Annotated in this window: 17 protein-coding genes; 5 read left to right on the plus strand and 12 right to left on the minus strand. The window is 42.1% G+C overall.

The genetic code is table 11. The features are described from left to right. A partial coding sequence (locus EAG18_RS08580; protein WP_125251973.1) for a cation:dicarboxylase symporter family transporter occupies window positions 1-313 on the plus strand: 313 nt, incomplete at its 5' end. A 105-nt stretch (window positions 314-418) separates the two neighbouring features. On the opposite strand, the gene EAG18_RS08585 is transcribed toward EAG18_RS08580, so the two are convergent. The 3 genes from EAG18_RS08585 to EAG18_RS08595 all read right to left on the minus strand — a co-directional run bounded on the left by EAG18_RS08585 (window position 419) and on the right by EAG18_RS08595 (window position 5,225). Continuing rightward, entirely contained in the window at window positions 419-3,085 is a 2,667-nt protein-coding gene (locus EAG18_RS08585) for a TonB-dependent receptor (protein WP_125251974.1), read from the minus strand. Window positions 3,086-3,757: 672 nt separating this feature from the next. Next, window positions 3,758-4,414: a DUF2987 domain-containing protein gene (locus EAG18_RS08590; protein ID WP_125251975.1), complete on the minus strand. Its 657-nt coding sequence runs from the start codon at window positions 4,412-4,414 to the stop codon at window positions 3,758-3,760. Beyond that, window positions 4,404-5,225, minus strand: coding sequence for a glucosaminidase domain-containing protein (locus tag EAG18_RS08595; protein ID WP_125251976.1), 822 nt, complete (start codon window positions 5,223-5,225; stop codon window positions 4,404-4,406). Before EAG18_RS08595 ends, EAG18_RS08590 begins: the two co-directional genes overlap by 11 nt. A 257-nt stretch (window positions 5,226-5,482) precedes the next feature. Here EAG18_RS08595 and EAG18_RS08600 point away from each other — a divergent pair, with 257 nt between their 5' ends. Further along, complete coding sequence (locus EAG18_RS08600; protein ID WP_185745580.1) at window positions 5,483-6,775, plus strand: anti-phage deoxyguanosine triphosphatase; 1,293 nt, start codon at window positions 5,483-5,485, stop codon at window positions 6,773-6,775. Between the two features lie 170 nt (window positions 6,776-6,945). Here EAG18_RS08600 and EAG18_RS08605 read toward each other — a convergent pair whose 3' ends face one another. Then, the gene (locus EAG18_RS08605) at window positions 6,946-8,178 is read right to left on the minus strand and encodes a DEAD/DEAH box helicase (RefSeq protein WP_125251978.1); all 1,233 of its coding nucleotides are present in this window, start codon (window positions 8,176-8,178) and stop codon (window positions 6,946-6,948) included. A 192-nt stretch (window positions 8,179-8,370) separates the two neighbouring features. On the opposite strand from EAG18_RS08605, the gene EAG18_RS08610 reads away from it, so the two are divergent. Then, window positions 8,371-8,631, plus strand: coding sequence for a hypothetical protein (locus tag EAG18_RS08610; protein WP_125251979.1), 261 nt, complete (start codon window positions 8,371-8,373; stop codon window positions 8,629-8,631). Window positions 8,632-8,829: 198 nt separating this feature from the next. Here EAG18_RS08610 and putP read toward each other — a convergent pair whose 3' ends face one another. Further along, a complete protein-coding gene (putP, locus tag EAG18_RS08615; RefSeq protein WP_125251980.1) occupies window positions 8,830-10,311 on the minus strand; it encodes a sodium/proline symporter PutP in 1,482 nt (493 codons plus the stop codon). A gap of 415 nt (window positions 10,312-10,726) precedes the next feature. Between putP and EAG18_RS08620 the strand changes: the two genes are divergently transcribed. Together EAG18_RS08620 and EAG18_RS08625 are read left to right on the plus strand one after the other, a co-directional pair. Continuing rightward, window positions 10,727-11,947: an HDOD domain-containing protein gene (locus EAG18_RS08620; RefSeq protein WP_125251981.1), complete on the plus strand. Its 1,221-nt coding sequence runs from the start codon at window positions 10,727-10,729 to the stop codon at window positions 11,945-11,947. A gap of 91 nt (window positions 11,948-12,038) precedes the next feature. Further along, the gene (locus tag EAG18_RS08625) at window positions 12,039-14,057 is read left to right on the plus strand and encodes a TonB-dependent copper receptor (protein WP_125251982.1); all 2,019 of its coding nucleotides are present in this window, start codon (window positions 12,039-12,041) and stop codon (window positions 14,055-14,057) included. Between the two features lie 369 nt (window positions 14,058-14,426). Here EAG18_RS08625 and EAG18_RS08630 read toward each other — a convergent pair whose 3' ends face one another. From EAG18_RS08630 to ccmD, 7 genes are read right to left on the minus strand one after another with little or no spacing between them, the layout of a single operon-like run. Continuing rightward, the gene (locus EAG18_RS08630; RefSeq protein WP_125251983.1) at window positions 14,427-15,158 is read right to left on the minus strand and encodes a VacJ family lipoprotein; all 732 of its coding nucleotides are present in this window, start codon (window positions 15,156-15,158) and stop codon (window positions 14,427-14,429) included. Then, the gene (ccmI, locus tag EAG18_RS08635; RefSeq protein ID WP_125251984.1) at window positions 15,159-16,442 is read right to left on the minus strand and encodes a c-type cytochrome biogenesis protein CcmI; all 1,284 of its coding nucleotides are present in this window, start codon (window positions 16,440-16,442) and stop codon (window positions 15,159-15,161) included. Beyond that, window positions 16,439-16,903 carry a cytochrome c-type biogenesis protein gene (locus tag EAG18_RS08640; protein WP_125251985.1) on the minus strand — a complete coding sequence of 155 codons (465 nt, stop codon included), beginning with the start codon at window positions 16,901-16,903 and terminating at the stop codon, window positions 16,439-16,441. Before EAG18_RS08640 ends, ccmI begins: the two co-directional genes overlap by 4 nt. Continuing rightward, window positions 16,900-17,472 carry a redoxin family protein gene (locus EAG18_RS08645; RefSeq protein ID WP_125251986.1) on the minus strand — a complete coding sequence of 191 codons (573 nt, stop codon included), beginning with the start codon at window positions 17,470-17,472 and terminating at the stop codon, window positions 16,900-16,902. The genes EAG18_RS08640 and EAG18_RS08645 overlap by 4 nt, the downstream gene beginning before the upstream one ends. 1 nt (window position 17,473) lies before the next feature. Continuing rightward, the gene (locus EAG18_RS08650; RefSeq protein ID WP_125251987.1) at window positions 17,474-19,432 is read right to left on the minus strand and encodes a heme lyase CcmF/NrfE family subunit; all 1,959 of its coding nucleotides are present in this window, start codon (window positions 19,430-19,432) and stop codon (window positions 17,474-17,476) included. Between the two features lie 5 nt (window positions 19,433-19,437). Continuing rightward, window positions 19,438-19,917 (minus strand): cytochrome c maturation protein CcmE, encoded by a 480-nt coding sequence (gene ccmE / locus EAG18_RS08655; protein ID WP_125251988.1) that lies wholly within the window; start codon window positions 19,915-19,917, stop codon window positions 19,438-19,440. Continuing rightward, the gene (gene ccmD / locus EAG18_RS08660) at window positions 19,914-20,117 is read right to left on the minus strand and encodes a heme exporter protein CcmD (RefSeq protein WP_125251989.1); all 204 of its coding nucleotides are present in this window, start codon (window positions 20,115-20,117) and stop codon (window positions 19,914-19,916) included. Before ccmD ends, ccmE begins: the two co-directional genes overlap by 4 nt. Window positions 20,118-20,119 lie beyond the last annotated feature (2 nt).

Below are 20,119 nucleotides of genomic sequence, written 5' to 3' on the forward strand. Positions count from 1 at the left end.
TACAATAAATGATTACTTAATGGTTATTCTTACAGCCACACTCGCCTCTGTTGGTACTGCAGGCGTTCCAGGTGTAGGTTTGATTATGTTGGCTATGGTGTTAAATCAAGTTGGACTACCTGTTGAGGGGATTGCGTTAATTATCGGTGTCGATAGATTACTTGATATGACGAGAACTGCTGTTAATGTCACTGGTGACTGTATGGTCACTTGTGTCGTTGCGAAATCAGAAAATGAATTTGATGTCGCTGTTTTCAATGATCCTGACGCTGCAAAAGAGCTTGAAGAAACAACCTCTAGAGTCAAGGCCTGATCCCAATTATTACAGTTAGTCTTATCCTTATTCGTAACGATAAGACTAAGCACTGAAAAGCCGCACTTCAAAGTGCGGCTTTTTGCTTAATTAAGCAAATTGGTATTAAAATTGATAGGCAAACTTCACGTACGCTTGGCGACCAAGAATACTATGCGTTTTATTATCAATGCCCATAGACTCCGATGGTGCTAATGGTGCTTCTTCATTAAATAGATTAGATGCACCTAATGTCACCGTCAGCTTTTCAACACCGATGTAACTCACACTAGTATCTACTGTAGTCCAAGAGTCAATCTCGTACTTATTGCCTTCACTATCTGCAAGATCTTTATATGAATCGATGTAATTAACACTGATATTCGCTAGCCAATCGTTTCTCGCCCAATCCACGCCAGCAGTCCAGCGAAATTCAGGGTGTTGGTATTCACCATTTAGATCCTCAGAAAGATTGAATGAATTGCCCTGTTCGTCACTTGCAAACGATTGTTCTTCAAAGCTTAACGCATAAGTTAAATTGTAATTAAACTTAAACTCCCCTAACTCTTGCGTTGTTAGTGCATAAGCTAAATTAACATCGAAGCCATCTGTCTCACGTCCGCCGATATTAACGAAAGTATCATTGATTGTTAGAATACGACCTAGTGTACTACCTTGGTTAGGCGCTCGCACAACTAAGTTAGGATCAGTACCACAGCAATCTACCAGCTTTTGCGCACCTATCTTCTTAATAAGATCTTCCTGATCATAATTCCAATAGTCGACACCGATACTAAAGTCTTCAGTGGCTTGCCATACTACCCCTAAGTTATAGTTTTCAGACTCTTCAGGTTGCAAGTTTTTGTTACCAGAGACAATAGCAGTATACTCATAAGGGCTACAGTCATCATCTGCACCAGTTTGGCGACAACGTTCTCGGTCAATCACACTTGGTGATTCGTCAGTCCTGCCAAGGTGTAGCTGGACTAACGAAGGCGCTCTAAATGCAGTACCCCATGAACCACGTACAACTAAACTATCCAGAGGCGCCCATCGGAATGCCACTTTTGGATCTGTAGTGGTACCAAAGTCACTGTAATCTTCATAACGTAAGGCTAATTGTAACTCTAGCGTGTCAAGTAGCGGTACACTAAACTCCGCAAAAATTGCTGTGTTATCACGATCACCATTCGCTTGGGTCGCTTCAGTACCGAAGATTTCTCCTCGAATATACTGGCTATCAGGGTTGTCCTCTATTTTCTCGTAACGATGTTCAAAGCCAAATGCAGCCGCAACATAACCTGCACCAAATTCAAATAATTCACCTGACACCGTACCGTCTAGTGACTGCATTGTTGACGCGCCGTAACGTGTCGTCGTTGTTTCAAAAAATGCCAGTCCCGCTTCTGTGTTAGTACTTGGTTCAAATGGATTCCATAGCCCTTCGTCAATTGCTTGTTGCGCTCTTATTTTGTTAGGGAAACCATCAAAGCCTTTCTCTACTGCACTTGAGCGAATCGCCGAGTAAGCAATTTCCCATGACCAAGCTTGCCACTCACCACGTGCACCAAGTACTGCACGATAATACTCAGAATCAACATCTTTCTTACGATTACCTATATCCACAGTACGACGGCGCATTGAAATATCTACACCATGTAAAAAGTGATCCGGATCGTTAAATAGTGGGTGGTTTGGATTGTCACCATCCATAAATAACTCAGTAAAGCTTGGAGAGCCTGCACCTTGAATAAAGGTTGATGTATGCTGAGCTGAGATTTCTGCAAATCCCTCAACCCCATCCATAATTTCTTGCACGCCATTGTAGTTAAAACTAATACGCTCTGTAGAAGGGATAGCAGTCATATGTGGCGCGTAGTCATAACGACAAATATTGCCAATATCTAATGCGGGATCGCAGGTATCATTGCCCCAAACATCAGTAAAAATTGTTTGCCTTACTTGAGTGCCGTCATCTTCAACACGAACGACTGGCAGTCTTGCCCACTGCTCATCCGTTAGCATACTTCTGACTACCTCAACACTGCCCGGATAACCCGCCGAACTTAGGGAGTTATTTCCTCCTCTAAAGCGTTGATCTGCAGATGCTGTATAGTCCCGATCAGCATAAGTTAAGTGGCCACGCTTAAAGTAATCCAATGAAAAGTTATGATGACCATTTTGCGTTGACGATCCCCATAAAATAGTAAAGTTTTGCTCATCAGCGCCACCATCAGCAGTGTCTGATAGCTTAGCTGCAACTTCAAACCCGTCTATGTCATCGCGTAAAATAATATTAATCACACCTGCAACCGCATCAGAGCCGTACGTTGCTGAAGCACCGTCTTTCAAAATATCAATACGTTTTACCGATGATACTGGTATGGTATTCAAATCGACAAATGACGTTTCAATGTCTTTTGCAAATGGACTGACTGCAACACGTCGGCCATTTATAAGCACCAATGTCGATGACGCTCCTAACCCTCTAAGTGCGACACTAGAGCCGCCATTAGCGGTATCATCGCTCGAGTTACCTTGAGTACTGAATGTACCGGCACCGGATACCGGTAATTTTTGTAATGCACCGATGAGATCTGTTGATCCTGTTGATGCGAGATCCGCAGCAGATAAACTTTGGATAGGTGAAGGACCTTCGAGATCTGTACGCTTAATATGTGAACCTGTCACTTCAATACGTTCTACTTGTTCTGTTTCTTCAGCGTTAACTTGTTGATTCATGCCGATTAACACTGCTATGGAGAGCGCACTGAGTGGTAATTTGTAGGTCATCCTGTTTCCCCTTAAGTTAATAATTACTCTGTAGTTTTTTTAATAATCAAGCCATTATTAACACACCATTGAAACTTTAACAACGCATTTGTTTAACATTAAGTTTCCATTTAAGGGTTGTACCTACAACTATACAAGATGAATGACAAGATTAATTAGATATTGATATTATTGATAAAAGAACAATAAAAATATCAACTGAAAAGAGATGTGCTCAATACCATAAACTTCATTAAGCTTGCTATTTTGAGGCGAGAAAATCTTGTCGATAGCACCACTTCCGCGCCCTACTCTCGCTAAAGTACCTTTCCCCCTCTAGGCAAGGCAAATTCACTTCCAATAGCTGGCTATCGGAAGTGAACCCATCGCAGTTAGCACTAAAACTGGCTACTAGAAAGGCAGTCGTTATTCACAGATCGGGTAATTTAGTTGTTATATATAAGAAATTTTTAACGCAGTTAACGTCTGATTTGCTTCTTCAAACTGAGCAGGCAAGTAGTAGAGCTAATGGGTATAAGGCAAACTTGGAAACGGGCACCACATTGCTTATTTATGTGAAGTTTGGAATTGCTGGTTTTTTTTGGTGTGATAACATGAGTAAAAGTCAGTTCACTGCGCATTTGGCTATCTCAGCACGCAGTGAACGTGACATATCTGTGCTTAAAATTAGTGTTATAACGCGAGCCAAGGTTGAACTGATTTAATATCCGCTGTGGTTGCAAAAGGCGTTGTATCATGCTCCCAGTTTGATGGAATGCTAACTTGGCAGTTCTGCGTGCTACAGTTTGCAGCTGTATTTTTTAATGCTGCGTCAGGATTAAGTGTAACGATTACCCCTTTGTGCTCTGGTAAAAGGAACGATAGTAAATGCTTGATAAAGAAACCTGACAGATCAGCTAACAAGGATTCAAATTCCACCTGCATCCTGTATAAATCAGACCTGCTGATAGAATCCGCGTGAAACAGGTCAGCCTCTATTTGCATTTTTAGCTGGCATTCTGCATTACCACCTTGGGTATCAATAATGACTTTTGCTTTATCCTTRTCAAGCGTTTTATCAAACGGTAACAATAGTTGTGCTTCTTCAGTAAACGATAGCTGGAAGCTGGCCGATTCCGTGACAATGTTACCACTACTGATTTGGCAAGGCTGCATACTGGCAGTATCGACTAAGTAAAAGCCAATTCGAGCAAACTCAAACTCGCCTTTATTCACAACTTTTAGGCGGTCATAAAAACTATCGTAAGAAAATGTCACCGTGTTAGCAAAAGCAAGTGAGCTCCACCACGTAACCAACAGCGTTACCGCCACCACTAGTTTATTCTTCATCAAAATACGCTCTGTTGTGTCTGATCATATCATTAAGTTCACTAACATAATCTTCGCCTCGCTCCGAGTAGCTAAGCAAACCAGCGGTTAGTGCCGTTGCTTCTATAGGTACTTTTTCGGCTCTTAAACCTGCCCGTACCCTTCTTAATTCCCTGTACGCTTCATGCGTATTGATATTTCTAAAGTAGGATTTGACAGCTGCACGTACTGACTTGAATGCACGAACTTCATGCTCAGCCTCGTCGGCACGGCGCTTAGGGATCATACCGCAGCCTTTGGTATAACACCATTGTCCAAAAAAGTTTAATCCAATTCGCGCGAACCGAGAAGTGCCCCATGCCGATTCATTAGCCGCTTGCATTAGTGCTAGCTCTTTTGGAATGATATCCACTCGACGCAGTGCTTTTTTTAATGACGCTTCGTTGATTTTCTCATCTTTTAAATCGTACTTCGAAAAAATAACTGCAACTTTTTCAATCTGTTTACGTGTCAGTGTTTCGCCAAATTGTAACATCATCAGTGCGATATCGAGTGTTGCACGTTGCTCCAAAATCAGCTTGTTTTCAGCCTCAACATGAGGCTTGATAAAATCAAAAAACGCTTTCTTCTTTGCTTGAATATCTTTAATGGCTGAAAAGTTGGGTAACTTGACACTGTGAAGTGGCTTTTCAGGCACTACTTTAACAATCTCAATTTCTTCCTCATCATTTTCTACAGGTGTAAATTGAGGCTCTGGCTGTTGTAGAAACGGATAGATGAGCGCCCAAACCGTCACTAACGCAACCAATAGTTTAATTAATTTTACTTGCATACCTACTCCCCATTGCGACGCTGTTCTAAAGCAGAGCCTATCTCCTTATTACTCTCAGAACCTTGCTATGATCTACACATAATAATTACTTTCTTCTGTTACTATTTGGTGTAGATACACTTAATACGTCATAATTTACAGTATTCAAAATAGCGGCTGATAATATCAAAAGCTGCAATTAAACGCGAATTTTCGTGCAGTTATCGTACAAAGTTTAGACGACATCTTGAATTTAAGAAAAAGGAACAAGTAGTATGATGGTTAACGCTTGGCAGCAGCGGCTTTTAGAGCAGAAAAAGAATAGGCCTCATGACAATCGCTCGGCATGGCAGGTAGATCGCTCGAGAATAATCCATGCAGCAGCTTTTAGGCGCTTACAAGCTAAAACCCAAATCATGGCCATAGGCGTAAATGATTTTTATCGAACACGACTAACCCACTCGTTGGAGGTATCACAAATAGGAAGCGGGTTACTGCGTCACTTGAGAAAGCACCACCCTGAATTTGAACACTTTCCTTCAACCAGTCTGATTGAGACGTTATGTCTAGCTCACGATATTGGTCATCCACCTTTTGGTCACGGCGGTGAGATAGCACTTAATTATCTAATGCGTGATCACGGAGGATTTGAGGGAAACGCTCAGACCTTGCGTATTGTTACCAAGTTGGAGCCTTATACCAAAGGTTTTGGTATGAACTTAACACGCCGCACCTTACTCGGATTTATTAAATATCCTGCATTAATCGACACACTCTGGTATCACCAACCAACGCAAACACAAAGTCGAAAATATATACTCTCGAGTGATTGGCTGCCAGCAAAAGGGATCTATCAATGCGACGAATCTGTATTTGACTGGATCCTCTCTCCATTTTCTCAAAACGACCAGACAAAGCTGCAAGAAACTGAGGTGAAAGACTCCTTCCGTCGTAAGACTAAGTTTAAGTCGTTAGATTGTGCGATAATGGAATACGCTGACGACATCGCCTATGCGGTTCATGATTTAGAGGATGCGATTGCAACCGAAACACTCAACGAGGCCGAGTGGCATAATTTTGCGCTTCCTGAATTACATAAACTAGATTCAGCTTGGCTAAAGAATAATCTTGATAGGATCACACAGAGCCTTTTTTCAGAAGATGAATCACAGCGTAAAGACACAATTGGTGAACTGGTAAACCTGTTTAYTGTGCACTGTAAACTCACCGTCCAAGACTCAGATTTTGACTCAGCATTGCTCCATTTCACCGTTGAGATGGACTCCGAGTTTCAACAGATACTGCAGGTATTAAAGCTGTTTGTATATCAGAGACTTATTCGTGAGCCTAAAATGCAGCAAATCGAATTTAGTGGTCAAAACCTGCTTATTGATTTATTTGAAGTGTTTGCCAGTGATCCCATGCGTTTATTACCCTACACGACTCAAGCACTCTACCAAGAAGCAAAAGATGATACGCAGCAAATGCGCGTTTTGGCAGACTATCTCGGTGGTATGTCAGATGAGTATGCACGAAAAACACATCAGCGTTTATTTACTGGAGAGCGATAGTAATACCGATTAGCTTAATTAAGTGGTCTAAAATCCGATAGTTGAGGCAAGCGTGGGCAGTTGCAAAGGTAATCATTCGCAAAGTTGCGTAACAAATTGCATAGCCTACATTTGCCTGCCCAGCACATTTAGTAAAAGCTTCTCCCCTTGCAAGGTAGAACGAAAACTATTTACTTTCTGCGCTTAGTTCGTGTACCAAGAATACGCTTTTTATCCCGTTGCTTTTTGGACTTACCGGAGTTACGGCGAGAATCTTTAGGCTCTTTGGTTAAATCAGGCTCATAGCCAGGAAGCCATTGCGGCGCAAATCGTTCATCTAAGAAAATTTCTATTTCTTCCAGCAGCCATTGTTCATCAATACTCACAAGTGAAATAGCTTGACCATTTTGCCCGGCGCGACCGCTGCGACCGATACGGTGCACATAGTCTTCTGCAACATAGGGTAATTCTGCATTGAAAACATAGTTTAGTGAGTCAATATCAATGCCACGAGCTGCTACGTCTGTTGCAACTAAGACACGAATTTCGCCTGACTTGAATTGAGATAGTGCTTTATCACGCGCGCCTTGAGACTTATCACCGTGGATAGCGGCAGTTTTAAGTCCATCTTTATTTAACTCTTTGGCGTAGTTATCAGCACTATTTTTTGTGCGCGTAAATACCAGTACCTGATGCCAATTATTTTTGCCAATCAGATGAGAGATAAGTTCACGTTTGCGGTCTTCGTCTACTGAATAGAAAATTTGTGTAACGGTGCTCGCGGTACTATTTTGGGTTTCAACACCCACTCGTTTAGGATTATTCAACCAAGGTTTTACTTGGGATAGCACAGTATCGTCAACCGTTGCTGAAAATAGTAGAGTTTGACGCTCACGCGGCATGGTACGCATGATCCGCTTAATTTCACCCATAAAGCCCATATCTAACATGCGATCGGCTTCATCAAAAACCAAATGTTGAATATTCTTGAGCGTAAAAGTGCCCTTTATTAAATGATCGAGTAAACGTCCAGGCGTAGCAACAACAATATCCACTCCTGCCTTCAACCGCTTTTCTTGAGGGCCGATATTCGCCCCTCCATATAAACACACAACATTCAAGTGCGAATGGCTCAGCAATTTCTCCGTGTGTTCAGCCACTTGCTGCGCAAGCTCACGGGTGGGTGTTAACACCAGAGTTCTGACTGATTTTTCACTCTTTACACAGGCACTTAGCATACGATGCAAAATCGGAAGCATAAAAGCGGCGGTCTTACCGGTTCCAGTTTGAGCACTTGCTATGAGATCATTACCACTTAAGATCTGTGGAATACTCTTTTGTTGAATAGGTGTCGGCGACTCAAATCCAAGCTCAGTAATCGCGCTTAGAAGTTCTGGGTGAAGTTGTAATTCGTTAAATGTCATTAATTGCCAATGGTATAATTGTGCTGATAATTAGCAGATTATAACAAAAAAACGAATGCTCGATGCACCTTGTAACACGCTGCATTTATCTATGTTGACTTTTTCACCAGCCAGTTTTACCTTCGATGATTAGACTTTCTAGTTTTCAGTAACGAAGCTAGCATAACATTTCGGCTTTATAGGGATATATTCATGAAAACGCAAAATTTTAGACGGATATTATTTTACTGTTCCATAGTCGCACTTTTGCCGCTTTTAGGATTAATACTCGCCGAATTGCTCACAAGTATTTTAGAGTGTAACGTATCACAAAAAGAGACATCAAACTGCTCAGTAGCAGGAGTTGATATAGGCATGATTTTAGCAGTGCTTTACACCGGCGGCTGGGTAGGCTTAGTTACGACTCCCATCGCGGCGATATTAGCGCTTCTGTTACACCTAAAAACACAGTAGGAAAACACTGCTTTTACGTCCTACTCTCGCTAAGGTACCTAAACCCTCTAGGCAAGGCGAATTTACGCATCAATAGTCGGCCATTGGAAGTGAACTCAACACAGTTAACGCTAAAACTGGCTGTTAGAAAGACATTAATTCAGATTAATTACAAAAAAGTAGGCTGCAAACACTGTTTACAGCCCGCCTTGCACTCGCTTAATCTAGCGCATTTTCTACTTTATTAAAGAGTGTTGTAATTGCTTTACTTGGCTCTTTTGTCACTAAGCTAACCACAATAATTGCAGCTGTTGCGACGACAAAGCCCGGAACAATTTCATATAGTGTCGCACTAAGCGGCTCACCGTTATAAGTAAATGGTCCGTAGATCCAAACCAATACTGTCACTGCGCCTGAAATCATACCGGCAAGGGCACCTGGAAAATTCATACGAGACCAGAACAAACTAAGCAATACAAGTGGACCAAATGCTGCACCAAACCCTGCCCACGCATTACTTACTAAATCTAAAATTGAGCTATCTCTGTCATATGCCAAATAAATCGCAGCTAGCGCTACAACCACAACACTAATACGACCAACCAGCACTAACTCTTTATCTGTGGCTGCTCTGTGAATAAAAATCTTATAAAAGTCTTCTGTTAATGAGCTCGAGCTAACCAACAACTGAGATGAGATTGTACTCATTATTGCCGCTAGAATTGCCGCTAACAAGAAGCCAGCAATCAGGGGGTGGAAAAGTAGTTGAGACAAAATTAAGAAGATGGTTTCTGCATCTTCCACTACAATGCCCTTTTCGTGAGCATAAGCTGCGCCGAATAAACCAGTACCAACCGCACCTAAAGCTGCAACTATCATCCAAGTCATTCCTATCCGACGTGCTGTAGGCATATCTTTTACGCTTCGAACTGACATAAAACGTACGATAATATGTGGTTGACCAAAATAGCCAAGACCCCAAGACATCGCAGAAACAATACCAATTGCGCCCGCTGAACCAATCCAAGTTAACATGGTTGGATTTAATTCATTCAGGGTTTGCCCAAGAGGGTTATCCAATAGCGAGAAGGTTACCAGTGGCACCAAGATAAGAGCAATAAACATGATGCAGCCTTGAACAAAGTCGGTCAGACTAACTGCCAAAAAGCCACCAAATAACGTATAAAGAACGACTACCCCAGTAGTAATATATAGGCCGCTTTCATAGCTAAGTCCAAATGAGCTTTCAAACAACTTACCACCAGCAACTACACCCGATGAGGTGTAAAGCGTGAAGAATATGATGATAACCAAAGCCGACACAATTCTTAGTGCATTACCCTTGTCCTCAAAACGATTGGCAAAGTAGTCAGGGATTGTTACTGCATCATTGGCATACTCTGTATAAACCCTTAGACGTGGTGCAACCAGTAAATAGTTTAACCATGCCCCAATCACAAGGCCAATTGCAATCCATGTACTACTGAATCCAGTTAAGAACATCGCACCGGGCAGACCCATCAAAATCCAGCCACTCATGTCTGAAGCACCTGCTGACAATGCCGCTACGCTAGGGGGTAAGCTGCGACCACCCAACATATAACCTGACACATCACTGGTGGACTTTTTATATGCGTACAGCCCTATTCCCAACATTGCAATGAAGTAAAGTGCAAGTGAGATTATCGTACCTATCTCCAATTTAGCCTCCTAAGTAAGTTGGGCTCTTCTCCAAATGTGAGCTTTATAGTGCTCAATTGTTTGATTTATAACTCACTTTGAATAAAAGCCAAAACATAAAGGATCACTATAACATGCTGCTACTTCTCACCCAACCTCCTGAGACCAGTGTACTTTGCTATATCTTCCTTTGAAGCGTTCAGGGATCTGACGTTTGGATGCAAAATGAGCTGACTCTTCATTTTTAGTCACTGAAGGTTACTCTATGATCTAGCCAGCACACTTTGAAGGTGATGACGCGCTTTCAGCGTGAGGTTTACACATTTGGCTAGTGCATACTTTACTCAATCATTACAAACTATGTTTCCCTGCGTGACCTCGTAGCACTTTTACCTTATATTAAAGCCAATATCATTTTGTTTGGACGGTAGTATTTATGTATTTTTACACGGCTCGTCAGCCCATTTTTAATGTCCAAAGGGAGTTGATTGGCTACGAACTATTATTCAGAGACAGTCTGAATAATGTATTTCCCGAGATAGATGGCGATGAAGCCACAAGCCGCCTGATTGAAGGCAGCCAGTTCACTTTTGGTCTTGATGATTTGACCAATCAACACCCTGCCTATATTAACTTTACGCTGGAAACTTTATCCAAAGGTTATGCCCAAATGCTATCCCCAGAGCAGGTCGTTGTGGAAATACTGGAAACAGTACAGCCAGGAAAAAGACTGCTCGCACACGTTAAAGAACTAAAAGAAAAAGGCTATACACTCGCATTAGACGATTACCAACACCAAAATGTATGGCGGCATTTTTTTCCTTATGTTGATCAAATAAAAGTCGACTTTCTCTCTACCAGCACAGACCAAATCAATATCATCAAAGCAGCAATTAAAGATTTCCCTAACATTGACTTAGTTGCCGAAAAAGTAGAAACATACGAACAATTTGAATTGGCTAAATCTCTTGGCTTTAAATTCTTTCAAGGCTTCTTTTTTGCTAAACCAGAAATGGTAAAAACCAAAGCATTAGCGCCTTCAGAACTTGCAATGGCGGAGCTTCTGTATGAAACGTCAAGTGTCGAGCCTGATCTTGCACGAATTACGCAAGTGTTTGAGCGTGATGTGAATCTTAGTTATAAGTTATTGCGCTACGCCAACAGCGCTGTGTTTAAACGTAGAGCTGAGATTTCCACAATAAAACAAGCATTAGTTGTACTGGGTAGCATCGAGTTAAAGCGTCTTATTTCATTGCTTTTTGCATCGCAACTTAACACTGAAAAACCAAAAGAACTACTGTCTCTTTCATTACTACGAGCTCACTTTATGGAAGCCGTTGCCACCAAAGCTGGCAAAGTTTCTGATACAGGCAGTGCATTTCTTATTGGCATGATGTCACTTATGGATGCAATATTGGATGATGATATGGCAACACTCTTGACTAAACTGCCATTATCTCAAGAGATAAAGGCCACACTGCTGAAAAAGCCAAGTCAGTTTGGTATTTACTTAGATCTTGCAGAATCAATGGAAAAAGGAGATTGGGATAATGTTGAAACTGTCTCAAAACCTTTGGGAGTCTCACCTGAGCGCATTGCCCAGCTATATCAATCGTCGCAGTTATGGAGTGACACCCAAATAAAAGCCATTGAGTAATATGCAGCGGACTGCGACAATCTGTCGCATCCCACTACCATCATGAAAGCGATAAAATAAGCTCACAAAAACAATGGACTAATGTGAACTTATGAAACGCACGCTACTTTCTCTCAGTATTCTTTCTCTTTTATCGACAGCCAGTGCAGATGAAATAGAAAGAATTGTTATTATTGCTCCAATGCAAACACCGCTCACCCTCTCCACTGATACCAAAGCGGTACGCCAGCCTCTCCCAGCACAAGATGGTGCCGATTTACTGTCTTCTATTTCTGGTTTCTCTTTGGTTAAAAAAGGTGGCGCAAGCTCAGATCCGGTATTTAGAGGCATGGCTGGTTCAAGAATTGCAATTATCGCCAATAATGGACAAACGCTTGGTGGCTGTGGCAATCGAATGGATCCTCCTACCGCTTATATTACCCCTCAATCATATGACACTTTAAAAGTAATAAAAGGGCCTCAAACCGTTCTTTATGGTCCAGGTAATAGTGCAGCAACGGTTGTTTTCGAACGTGAAACTGATCGTTTGGATAAATCAGAAATAGTAGGTTTTGCAAATGCTGTGGTATCTAGCCAAGGTCGCCATAGCGTAAATTCAGATATTAAAGTTGGCAATCAAAATGGTTATGCACGTGTCGCAGCGAATTATAGCGACGCCGATGACTACGAGGACGGCAGTGGAGTCGATGTTCACTCAGCCTATGAACGGTGGAATATAGATACAGAGTTTGCCTACACACCTGATGATGACTCATTTTATTCCTTAACTTATGGCGTGAGTGATGGTGAAGTGGCCTATGCAGATCGTATGATGGATGGCAGCTTATTTGACCGAGAAAATATAGGTCTGAATATTAAATTATCTGCTTTGTCTGAAATGGTTGATGAGCTCAAATTTAATGCCTATTACAACTATGTTGATCACATCATGGACAATCATAGCTTGCGTCAATTCGTCCCCAACATGATGATGAAAAAGCCAACTTCTTCTAACCCTGATCGAAAAACATATGGTGCAAAGCTGACACTCACTTCGGATATTAACAGCAAACATACATTTATTTATGGGTTAGACTATCAAGAAAACGAACACCGCAACAGGATCAGTCGTGATCAGTATAATAGTCCAGTAGAGACAATGCCTCGTCAACTTGACGCTGAGTTTAAGCAGTTAGGTATGTTTGCTGAATTCGAGTATGAATTAAGCAATACAAGCCAATGGGTAACGGGACTTCGCATTGATGATTGGAAAAGTGAGGATCACCGCACCATGATAAGTGCGATGATGACAATGAAACCTAACCCAACAGCGAATCAAACAAGAGAAGACACCTTATATAGTGGCTTTACTCGCTATCAAGCGCAATCTGAAAACAGTAGCTACTTTATTGGTTTAGGAAGAACAGAGCGTTTTCCAGACTACTGGGAAGTGGTTGGCAGCAATAGAGGCAGTGAAACAGCCATTTCGGCTTTTAATGTCGAAACAGAAAAGACAACGCAATTAGATGTTGGCGTTGTTCATCAATTTAAAGACATTAATCTCAGTGCCTCTGCATTTTATAATCAAATTGATGACTATTTGTTGATTGACAATATGTTCAAAAAAATGAATATGGCATCAAAAGTGACGCGTAATATTGATGCTGAAACATTCGGCTTTGAAGCGGAAATAAGATGGCAAGTCAGTAAGGCACTACAATTAACCAGCAGCCTTGATTATGTTAAAGGTAACAATTTGACCGATAATACAGCACTGGCACAGCAACCGCCTTTGCAACTGCGATTTGCCGCAACGCAGGAGCTGTCAGACAAATGGCAAATAGGTGGTCTTGTACGACTTGTTAAGCGCCAACACAGAATCGCTATTGGGCAAGGCAATATTGCCGGGCAAGATACATCAACCACAGCCGGTTTTGGTACTTTCGCATTGAATACCAGCTATCAATATAACAATGCTATTCAGCTCAGTGCCGGTATTGACAACTTACTTGATAAAACATACGCAGAACATTTGAGCCGCTCTGGTGCTGCGGTAAGTGGCTATGAGCAAATAGCGAGGATCAACGAGCCTGGTAGAACATGGTGGGCAAACTTGAACTGGCGATTTTAATTGACCTAAATATAGGTGCTCATACGTCTATGCTCTGCTACAAGATATATAGTTATACGTATTAAAAGGTAATAATACCAATTTGACTTAATACATGCTCAATTTGAAGGAGTAAATCTGACACTAACAGCGTTAAAAATTTCTTATTTAGAACAACTAAATAGCAAAATTTTTGCCTCGTTATCGACAAGATTTTCTTGCCTCAAAATAGACCACTTAATTAAGAAAATTGGTATAAAACCTACCTCGTGAGCATCTGAAAATATAAAGGTCGGCATTAGCCGACCTTTATATTTACTAGCTTAGTCCATTGCTCCAGTTTGCTTAATTAAGCAGCCTCTTTTGAGCAAGTGTTAAGAAAAAATATCACTACAAGTTTTCTAAAAAGTTTTCATCAAAATCATCAGGCTCTTCCTCTAGTGGAGGGTTACCATCATATAGCTCATACAATTGACGCTGATAGTAAACATCTTTTAAGAATGTATATGGGTCTAATGATTCATTTAATAACTTTTCTTGCGACATCAATGCCGCTCTGGCCTCTACTGCCCGTAGCGCAAATACCAGTATGGTTTGCGGCGTACTGAGCGCAATTTCAGGCAACACTAGATTATCGACTACATCACCTGTTAAATTTCTTGCTGTGGTAGGTCCCATGCCTGGCACCATAATATAGGCACCATCACCGACTCCCCACACGCCAAGGGTTTGACCAAAGTCTTCATCTTTCAACTCCAGTCCGAGTGTTTTTGCTACATCAAATAGACCAAAAATACCAACGGTTGAATTGACCAAAAATCTAGCTACATTTATGGCCATGTGATCTGGCTTGCCTTGCAGCGCAGCATTCACCGCGTCAGTCGGCGCGGCAATATTTGTCGTAAAGTTGACAATACTACTTCGCACAGGCGCAGGGGTAACTGACACATACCCCTTAGCCACGGGGCGTAAAATATAAGCATCTAAAACATCCATATTAAAATCATATAGAGGTCTATTAATGGATTGTAATGGATCTCGTGGATCTTTTTTCTCTTCTGGTACCTGTGCACAACCAATGACGGTGAGCGCTAGTAAACCTGTGAGCACAACTTTAAGCATTTATTTCCCTGTATTTGTTAAGACACGACTAATCTCGACATTAACCTGACTGCCACCTTGTTTTAGCTCTATCACATTTGAAACCCCTTCCAGCTCACCATCTGATGGCATCACCGAACCGTCATTAGAAATGCGCGCGGTAACTGTAACGTGAGAAAAGTTAGATAAGGTTAATTCAGGCATCATTGCCATACTATCATCCAGAGCAACCGTGATTGGCAAGTTAAAGTTTGTAATTTTCGCCACAGCTAATGGCATCGCTGGACCATTTTGCGCTTTTGCAAAAACAAATAACGTGCTTCCTGACGGAATGTCGCCTTGTAACGCCTCGGCAATAGTAACTGTAGCGTTAATGCTCGCCGCACTATTTACAGCTTCTGGCTCTTGCTGCCCAAGCCTTTGTTCAAGCTCCGCAATACGACCGGCTATCATCTGATAACGAGGATCGTCTTGCGTTAGCTGTGCCATCAGCACTTCAAACGCTGCTTTAGACTCAGCCCAGTCCTGACGTTCATAGGCGATAAGTGCCAAAAGGCTAATGGCATCAATGTTCGTAGGCTCCGAATTCAGGACTTTTGAAAGCATCTTGGCTGCGCGGTTCATGCTCTGCTCTGACCCTTCAATCAACAATGCCTGGCTGTAATTAACTAAGACATTATTATTATCAGGCTGCATTGCTAACGCTTTATCAAAAGCTTGCGTTGCCATTTCAAAGTCACCCAACGACATTGCCACACGCCCCAGTAACATCCACGCCACTGCATCATCACCGGCAGTGGCAAGTTTTGTTCTAAGCCCTAGAGCAAAAGCTTGTAGCTCATTAGCATTTAACGGCTCACCAGTTTGCATTACGGCTCGCTCGCCATACTCTGGAAGATTTTCAATAGCTTCATTCCAGTTAGCGATTTGTCTATGGCTACCTGTGTAGTAGTAAAAAATCGCTGTTACAAGCACCATAAACGCGATCCCCGTGACCGCTAAAACTCGATTATCACCACGGCTTGTTAATGATTGCTCAGGAGACAGCTCATTGAGTAATCTACGTTTTAACTCGATAACTGATTCATGATAACTGTCTTTTTCTATTCGTTGATTAGCAAGCTCATCTTCGAGCTCTTCTAGCCTCTGATGAAAAATACCAATACGCTCGGCATTGGCGTCATCATCAACCACTACCTTTCTCTCTTTTTTGATAAAAGGAAAAACGACGAACAACCCAGCAAAAACACTAAGAAGCAGAAATAAAAACCACATTTGTGTTAAATCGGTTGAGAATTCACTCACAGCTCACGCTCCTGACGTTGATATTGGTTAATAAGCTCAGCGAGTTTTTGTTCATCAGTGGCATTCCAATCCTGCTTTTTCGCTGCACGCTTTTGGCGAAATACAATAAAGCCAAAGCCAAGCACAATAATCACGACAGGTAGTACCCAAAGCACAATGGTTGCAGGCGTGACAGGTGGCTGGTAATGCACAAAATAGCCATATCTGTCTATCATAAAGTCAATCACGTCTTGCTTAGACTTACCTTCGTTCACTAAAGTGATCACTTTATCGCGCAAGTCTTTAGCCACAACAGCATCCGAATCTGCAATATTTTGATTTTGACACTTAGGGCAACGCAGTTCATGGGTTAGTTCTCGAAACGTTTGCGCTCGCTCTGGAGTCGCAAAGTTGTACTTATCTTCTGCGGCCTCGCTTGCAAAACCTACGAACATAAACACAATTAGTATAAGGTATTTCATTGTGTTAACTCCTGATAGATTGAAGCAAACTTGCTGCGCCACACGCGTTCATTAATATCGCCTGTGTGATGCAGTAAGATCTTACCGTTTTTGTCTACTAGAAAAGTTTCTGGGGCTCCCGAAACGCCCAAATCAAGTGCCAAAGAACGCTCCAAGTCAAGGATATTGAATTGATAAGGGTCACCTGCACGACTCAGCATGCTAGTTACATCTGCCCTTAACGCATTAATGTCGAATTGATCGCCAAAGTCCGGGTCATACGCCTGTTCATAATACAGGCCTATGATCCTCACACCTCGCTCTCTTAGCTCTGTCAGATAGCCAAGCTCTGCAATACATGTTGGGCACCATGTGCCCCAAACATTCATAAGGTATACCTCACCTTTGAGTGAGTCAGCTGTCCAGACTTTGTTACTATCCATTAAGTCTGGTAAAGCAAACTCAGGCATCGTTTGCCCAAGTCGACCTGTCTGAAGCTCTCTCGGATTTCCAAATAAGCCTTGATATAAAAATACACACAAGAAGATAAAGATTAAAAAAGGCACTAAACCTAATAATTTACGGTTCATATTAAGCCTCCTGCTGTTGCGGCTTTTTTACGCGGCCACGGTATCGTTTATCTGCAAGTACAATAAACCCAGCAAATGAAATAAGTAAACCACCAAGCCACATCCACCTGACATAGGGTTTGTGATAAATCCTGAGTGACCATGCACCTGCCGACAATGGTTCTCCGAGCGCGAGGTACAAGTCACGGAAAAAGCCATCATCTATCGCAGCTTCAGTCATAAACTGCATACCAATATCATAACGGCGTTTTTCTGCGTACAGCTTAGTAACTTTCTCGCCATCTTTGAATACTGTCACGACCCCTGCGTGACCACCGTAATTTGGCCCTCTAATTTCTTTTACGCCGTCAAAGCGGTATTCGTACTCATTTAACATTGCCGTTTCGCCTGGTTTCATACTAACAGAGCGTTCTACCGAGTATGCCGAGGTTAACGTAACGGATGCGATAACAAATGCGATACCAACATGACCAAGTACCATTGCCCAATAGCTCAGCCCAAGCTTTTTAAGTCCGACAGTTAGACTCGAATGAACCGACACTTTGCTAAATAAATCAGTCGCAGTCGCAATAAAGATCCACACTGCCAATGCAGTAGCAACAAAAGTAAGGGGAGCAACTACTTCAAAACTTGAGAATAACCATGCAGTGGTAATGACTAAAGTAGCGACCAATAGTACTACCCACTTTTTAACTAGCGGTGGCATTTTATTTTGCTTCCAACGTAACATTGGCGCAATCCCAAGCAAAATAGCAAATGGCACGGTCAATATTGCAAACATCTGATTAAAGAAAGGGACTCCAATCGAAATGGAACCTAAACCTAATTCTTTATGGATCATAGGCAAAAGTGTTCCAAGTAGCACAATAAGAGTCGCTACGACCAAAAAGATGTTATTGACCCAAAGCGTTACTTCTCTTGAAATAAACTGGTATCTGCCTTCACTGTAAACTTGCGAAACTCGGGTTGCGTATAAGGCTAGACTCCCCCCAACCACCACGGCCAAGAAAGATAGAATAAATAAACCTCTATCAGGATCAGTTGCAAACGCATGCACCGATACGATAATACCTGAGCGAACAATAAACGTACCGAGTAAGCATAAACTAAATGCAGTAATGGCAAGAAGTACCGTCCAAGACTTAAACACACCCCGTTTTTCTGTTACCGACAATGAATGCAGTAACGCTGTTGCGACAAGCCATGGCATTAACGATGCGTTCTCTACTGGATCCCAGAACCACCAGCCTCCCCAGCCTAACTCTGAGTATGCCCACCAGCTACCAATGGTGATACCTAAAGTTAAAAAGCCCCATGCAGCCATCGTCCACGGACGAGACCATTTAGCCCACGTGTTGTCCAGCTTACCTGTTAACAATGCGGCGATTGCAAAAGAAAAGGATACTGATAAGCCAACATAGCCCATATACAACAAAGGTGGATGAATAATCATACCTGGGTCTTGTAACAATGGATTTAAGTCGCGGCCTTCTACAGGGAAATAAGGTAATAAACGCTCAAAAGGGCTAGACATCCATAGGGTATAAAGCATAAAGCCTACACCTAAAAAGCCTAATACGCCCAATACTCTGGCTCGAAGCACCCAAGGCAGTGATTTAGACATAACTGCGACCAACATGGTCCAAACTGACTGCATCACTAACCAAAGTAAAATAGCGCCCTCGTGCCCACCCCAAGTAGAGGTAATTTTATAGTACCAAGGCAAACTACTACTTGAATGATGGGCAACATAAGCCACGGTAAAGTCATCCATTAAGGTTATATAAATCAGTACCAAAAAGGAAAACACCACCAAAATACATTGACCAATAGCTAGTGAAGGCGCGGCTTTCATTAGCCTTAGATTGCCTGTGTATGCGCCCCATAACGGGAAAATACACAGTAGTAAACTCAACGACATCGCCAGAACTAAGGCGAAGTAACCTATTTCAGGGATCATCTTAGTTAGTTCTCGCTATTTAAATTATATTTTGGCTTTTCGTGCTTTATGCCTTTAACGGCTTCAGCAACTTCTGAAGGCATATACTCTTCATCGTGTTTTGCTAACACTTCAAATGCTTCAACCACATTGGTTTCAACCAAGGTTCCCTGTGCTACTATCCCTTGTCCCTCACGAAACAGATCCGGCAGAATACCGCGGTAACGTATAGTCACCATAGGTCCAGTATCAATCAGTTTAAACGACACATCTAGCGATGATTCATCTCGCTCAACAGAGCCTGGAACCACCATTCCACCAATGCGTAGTTTTTGTCCAATTTGAGGCTTTTCTTTGAGCTCACCTTTGCCTTCAACTAACTCACTAGGGGTGTAAAATAAATTGATATTTTCTTGCAGTGCATAGAGGGTTAAGCCAACCGCTGCACCAATACCAAAGACAGCTGCAACGACGGCAAATAGTCTTTTTTTGCGTCTAGGATTCATGCTTGTGACTCCTCTTTTGCTTTTTTAATCCGTGCTTCTCGTGCCATTTGAGCTTTCACTGCTTGCTTGAGCTTTTTACCATCGGCAAGAGAGCTGACTAAGATGCCCACTAATATAAGCGCACATGAACCAAAGGACAGCCATACATAGAAACCATAACCGCCCATTACTAGAAATTCACTGAAGGATTCAAACTGCATAA

Origin of the sequence: Pseudoalteromonas sp. J010 (assembly GCF_003934235.1) — a bacterium.
Lineage (GTDB): Bacteria > Pseudomonadota > Gammaproteobacteria > Enterobacterales > Alteromonadaceae > Pseudoalteromonas > Pseudoalteromonas peptidolytica.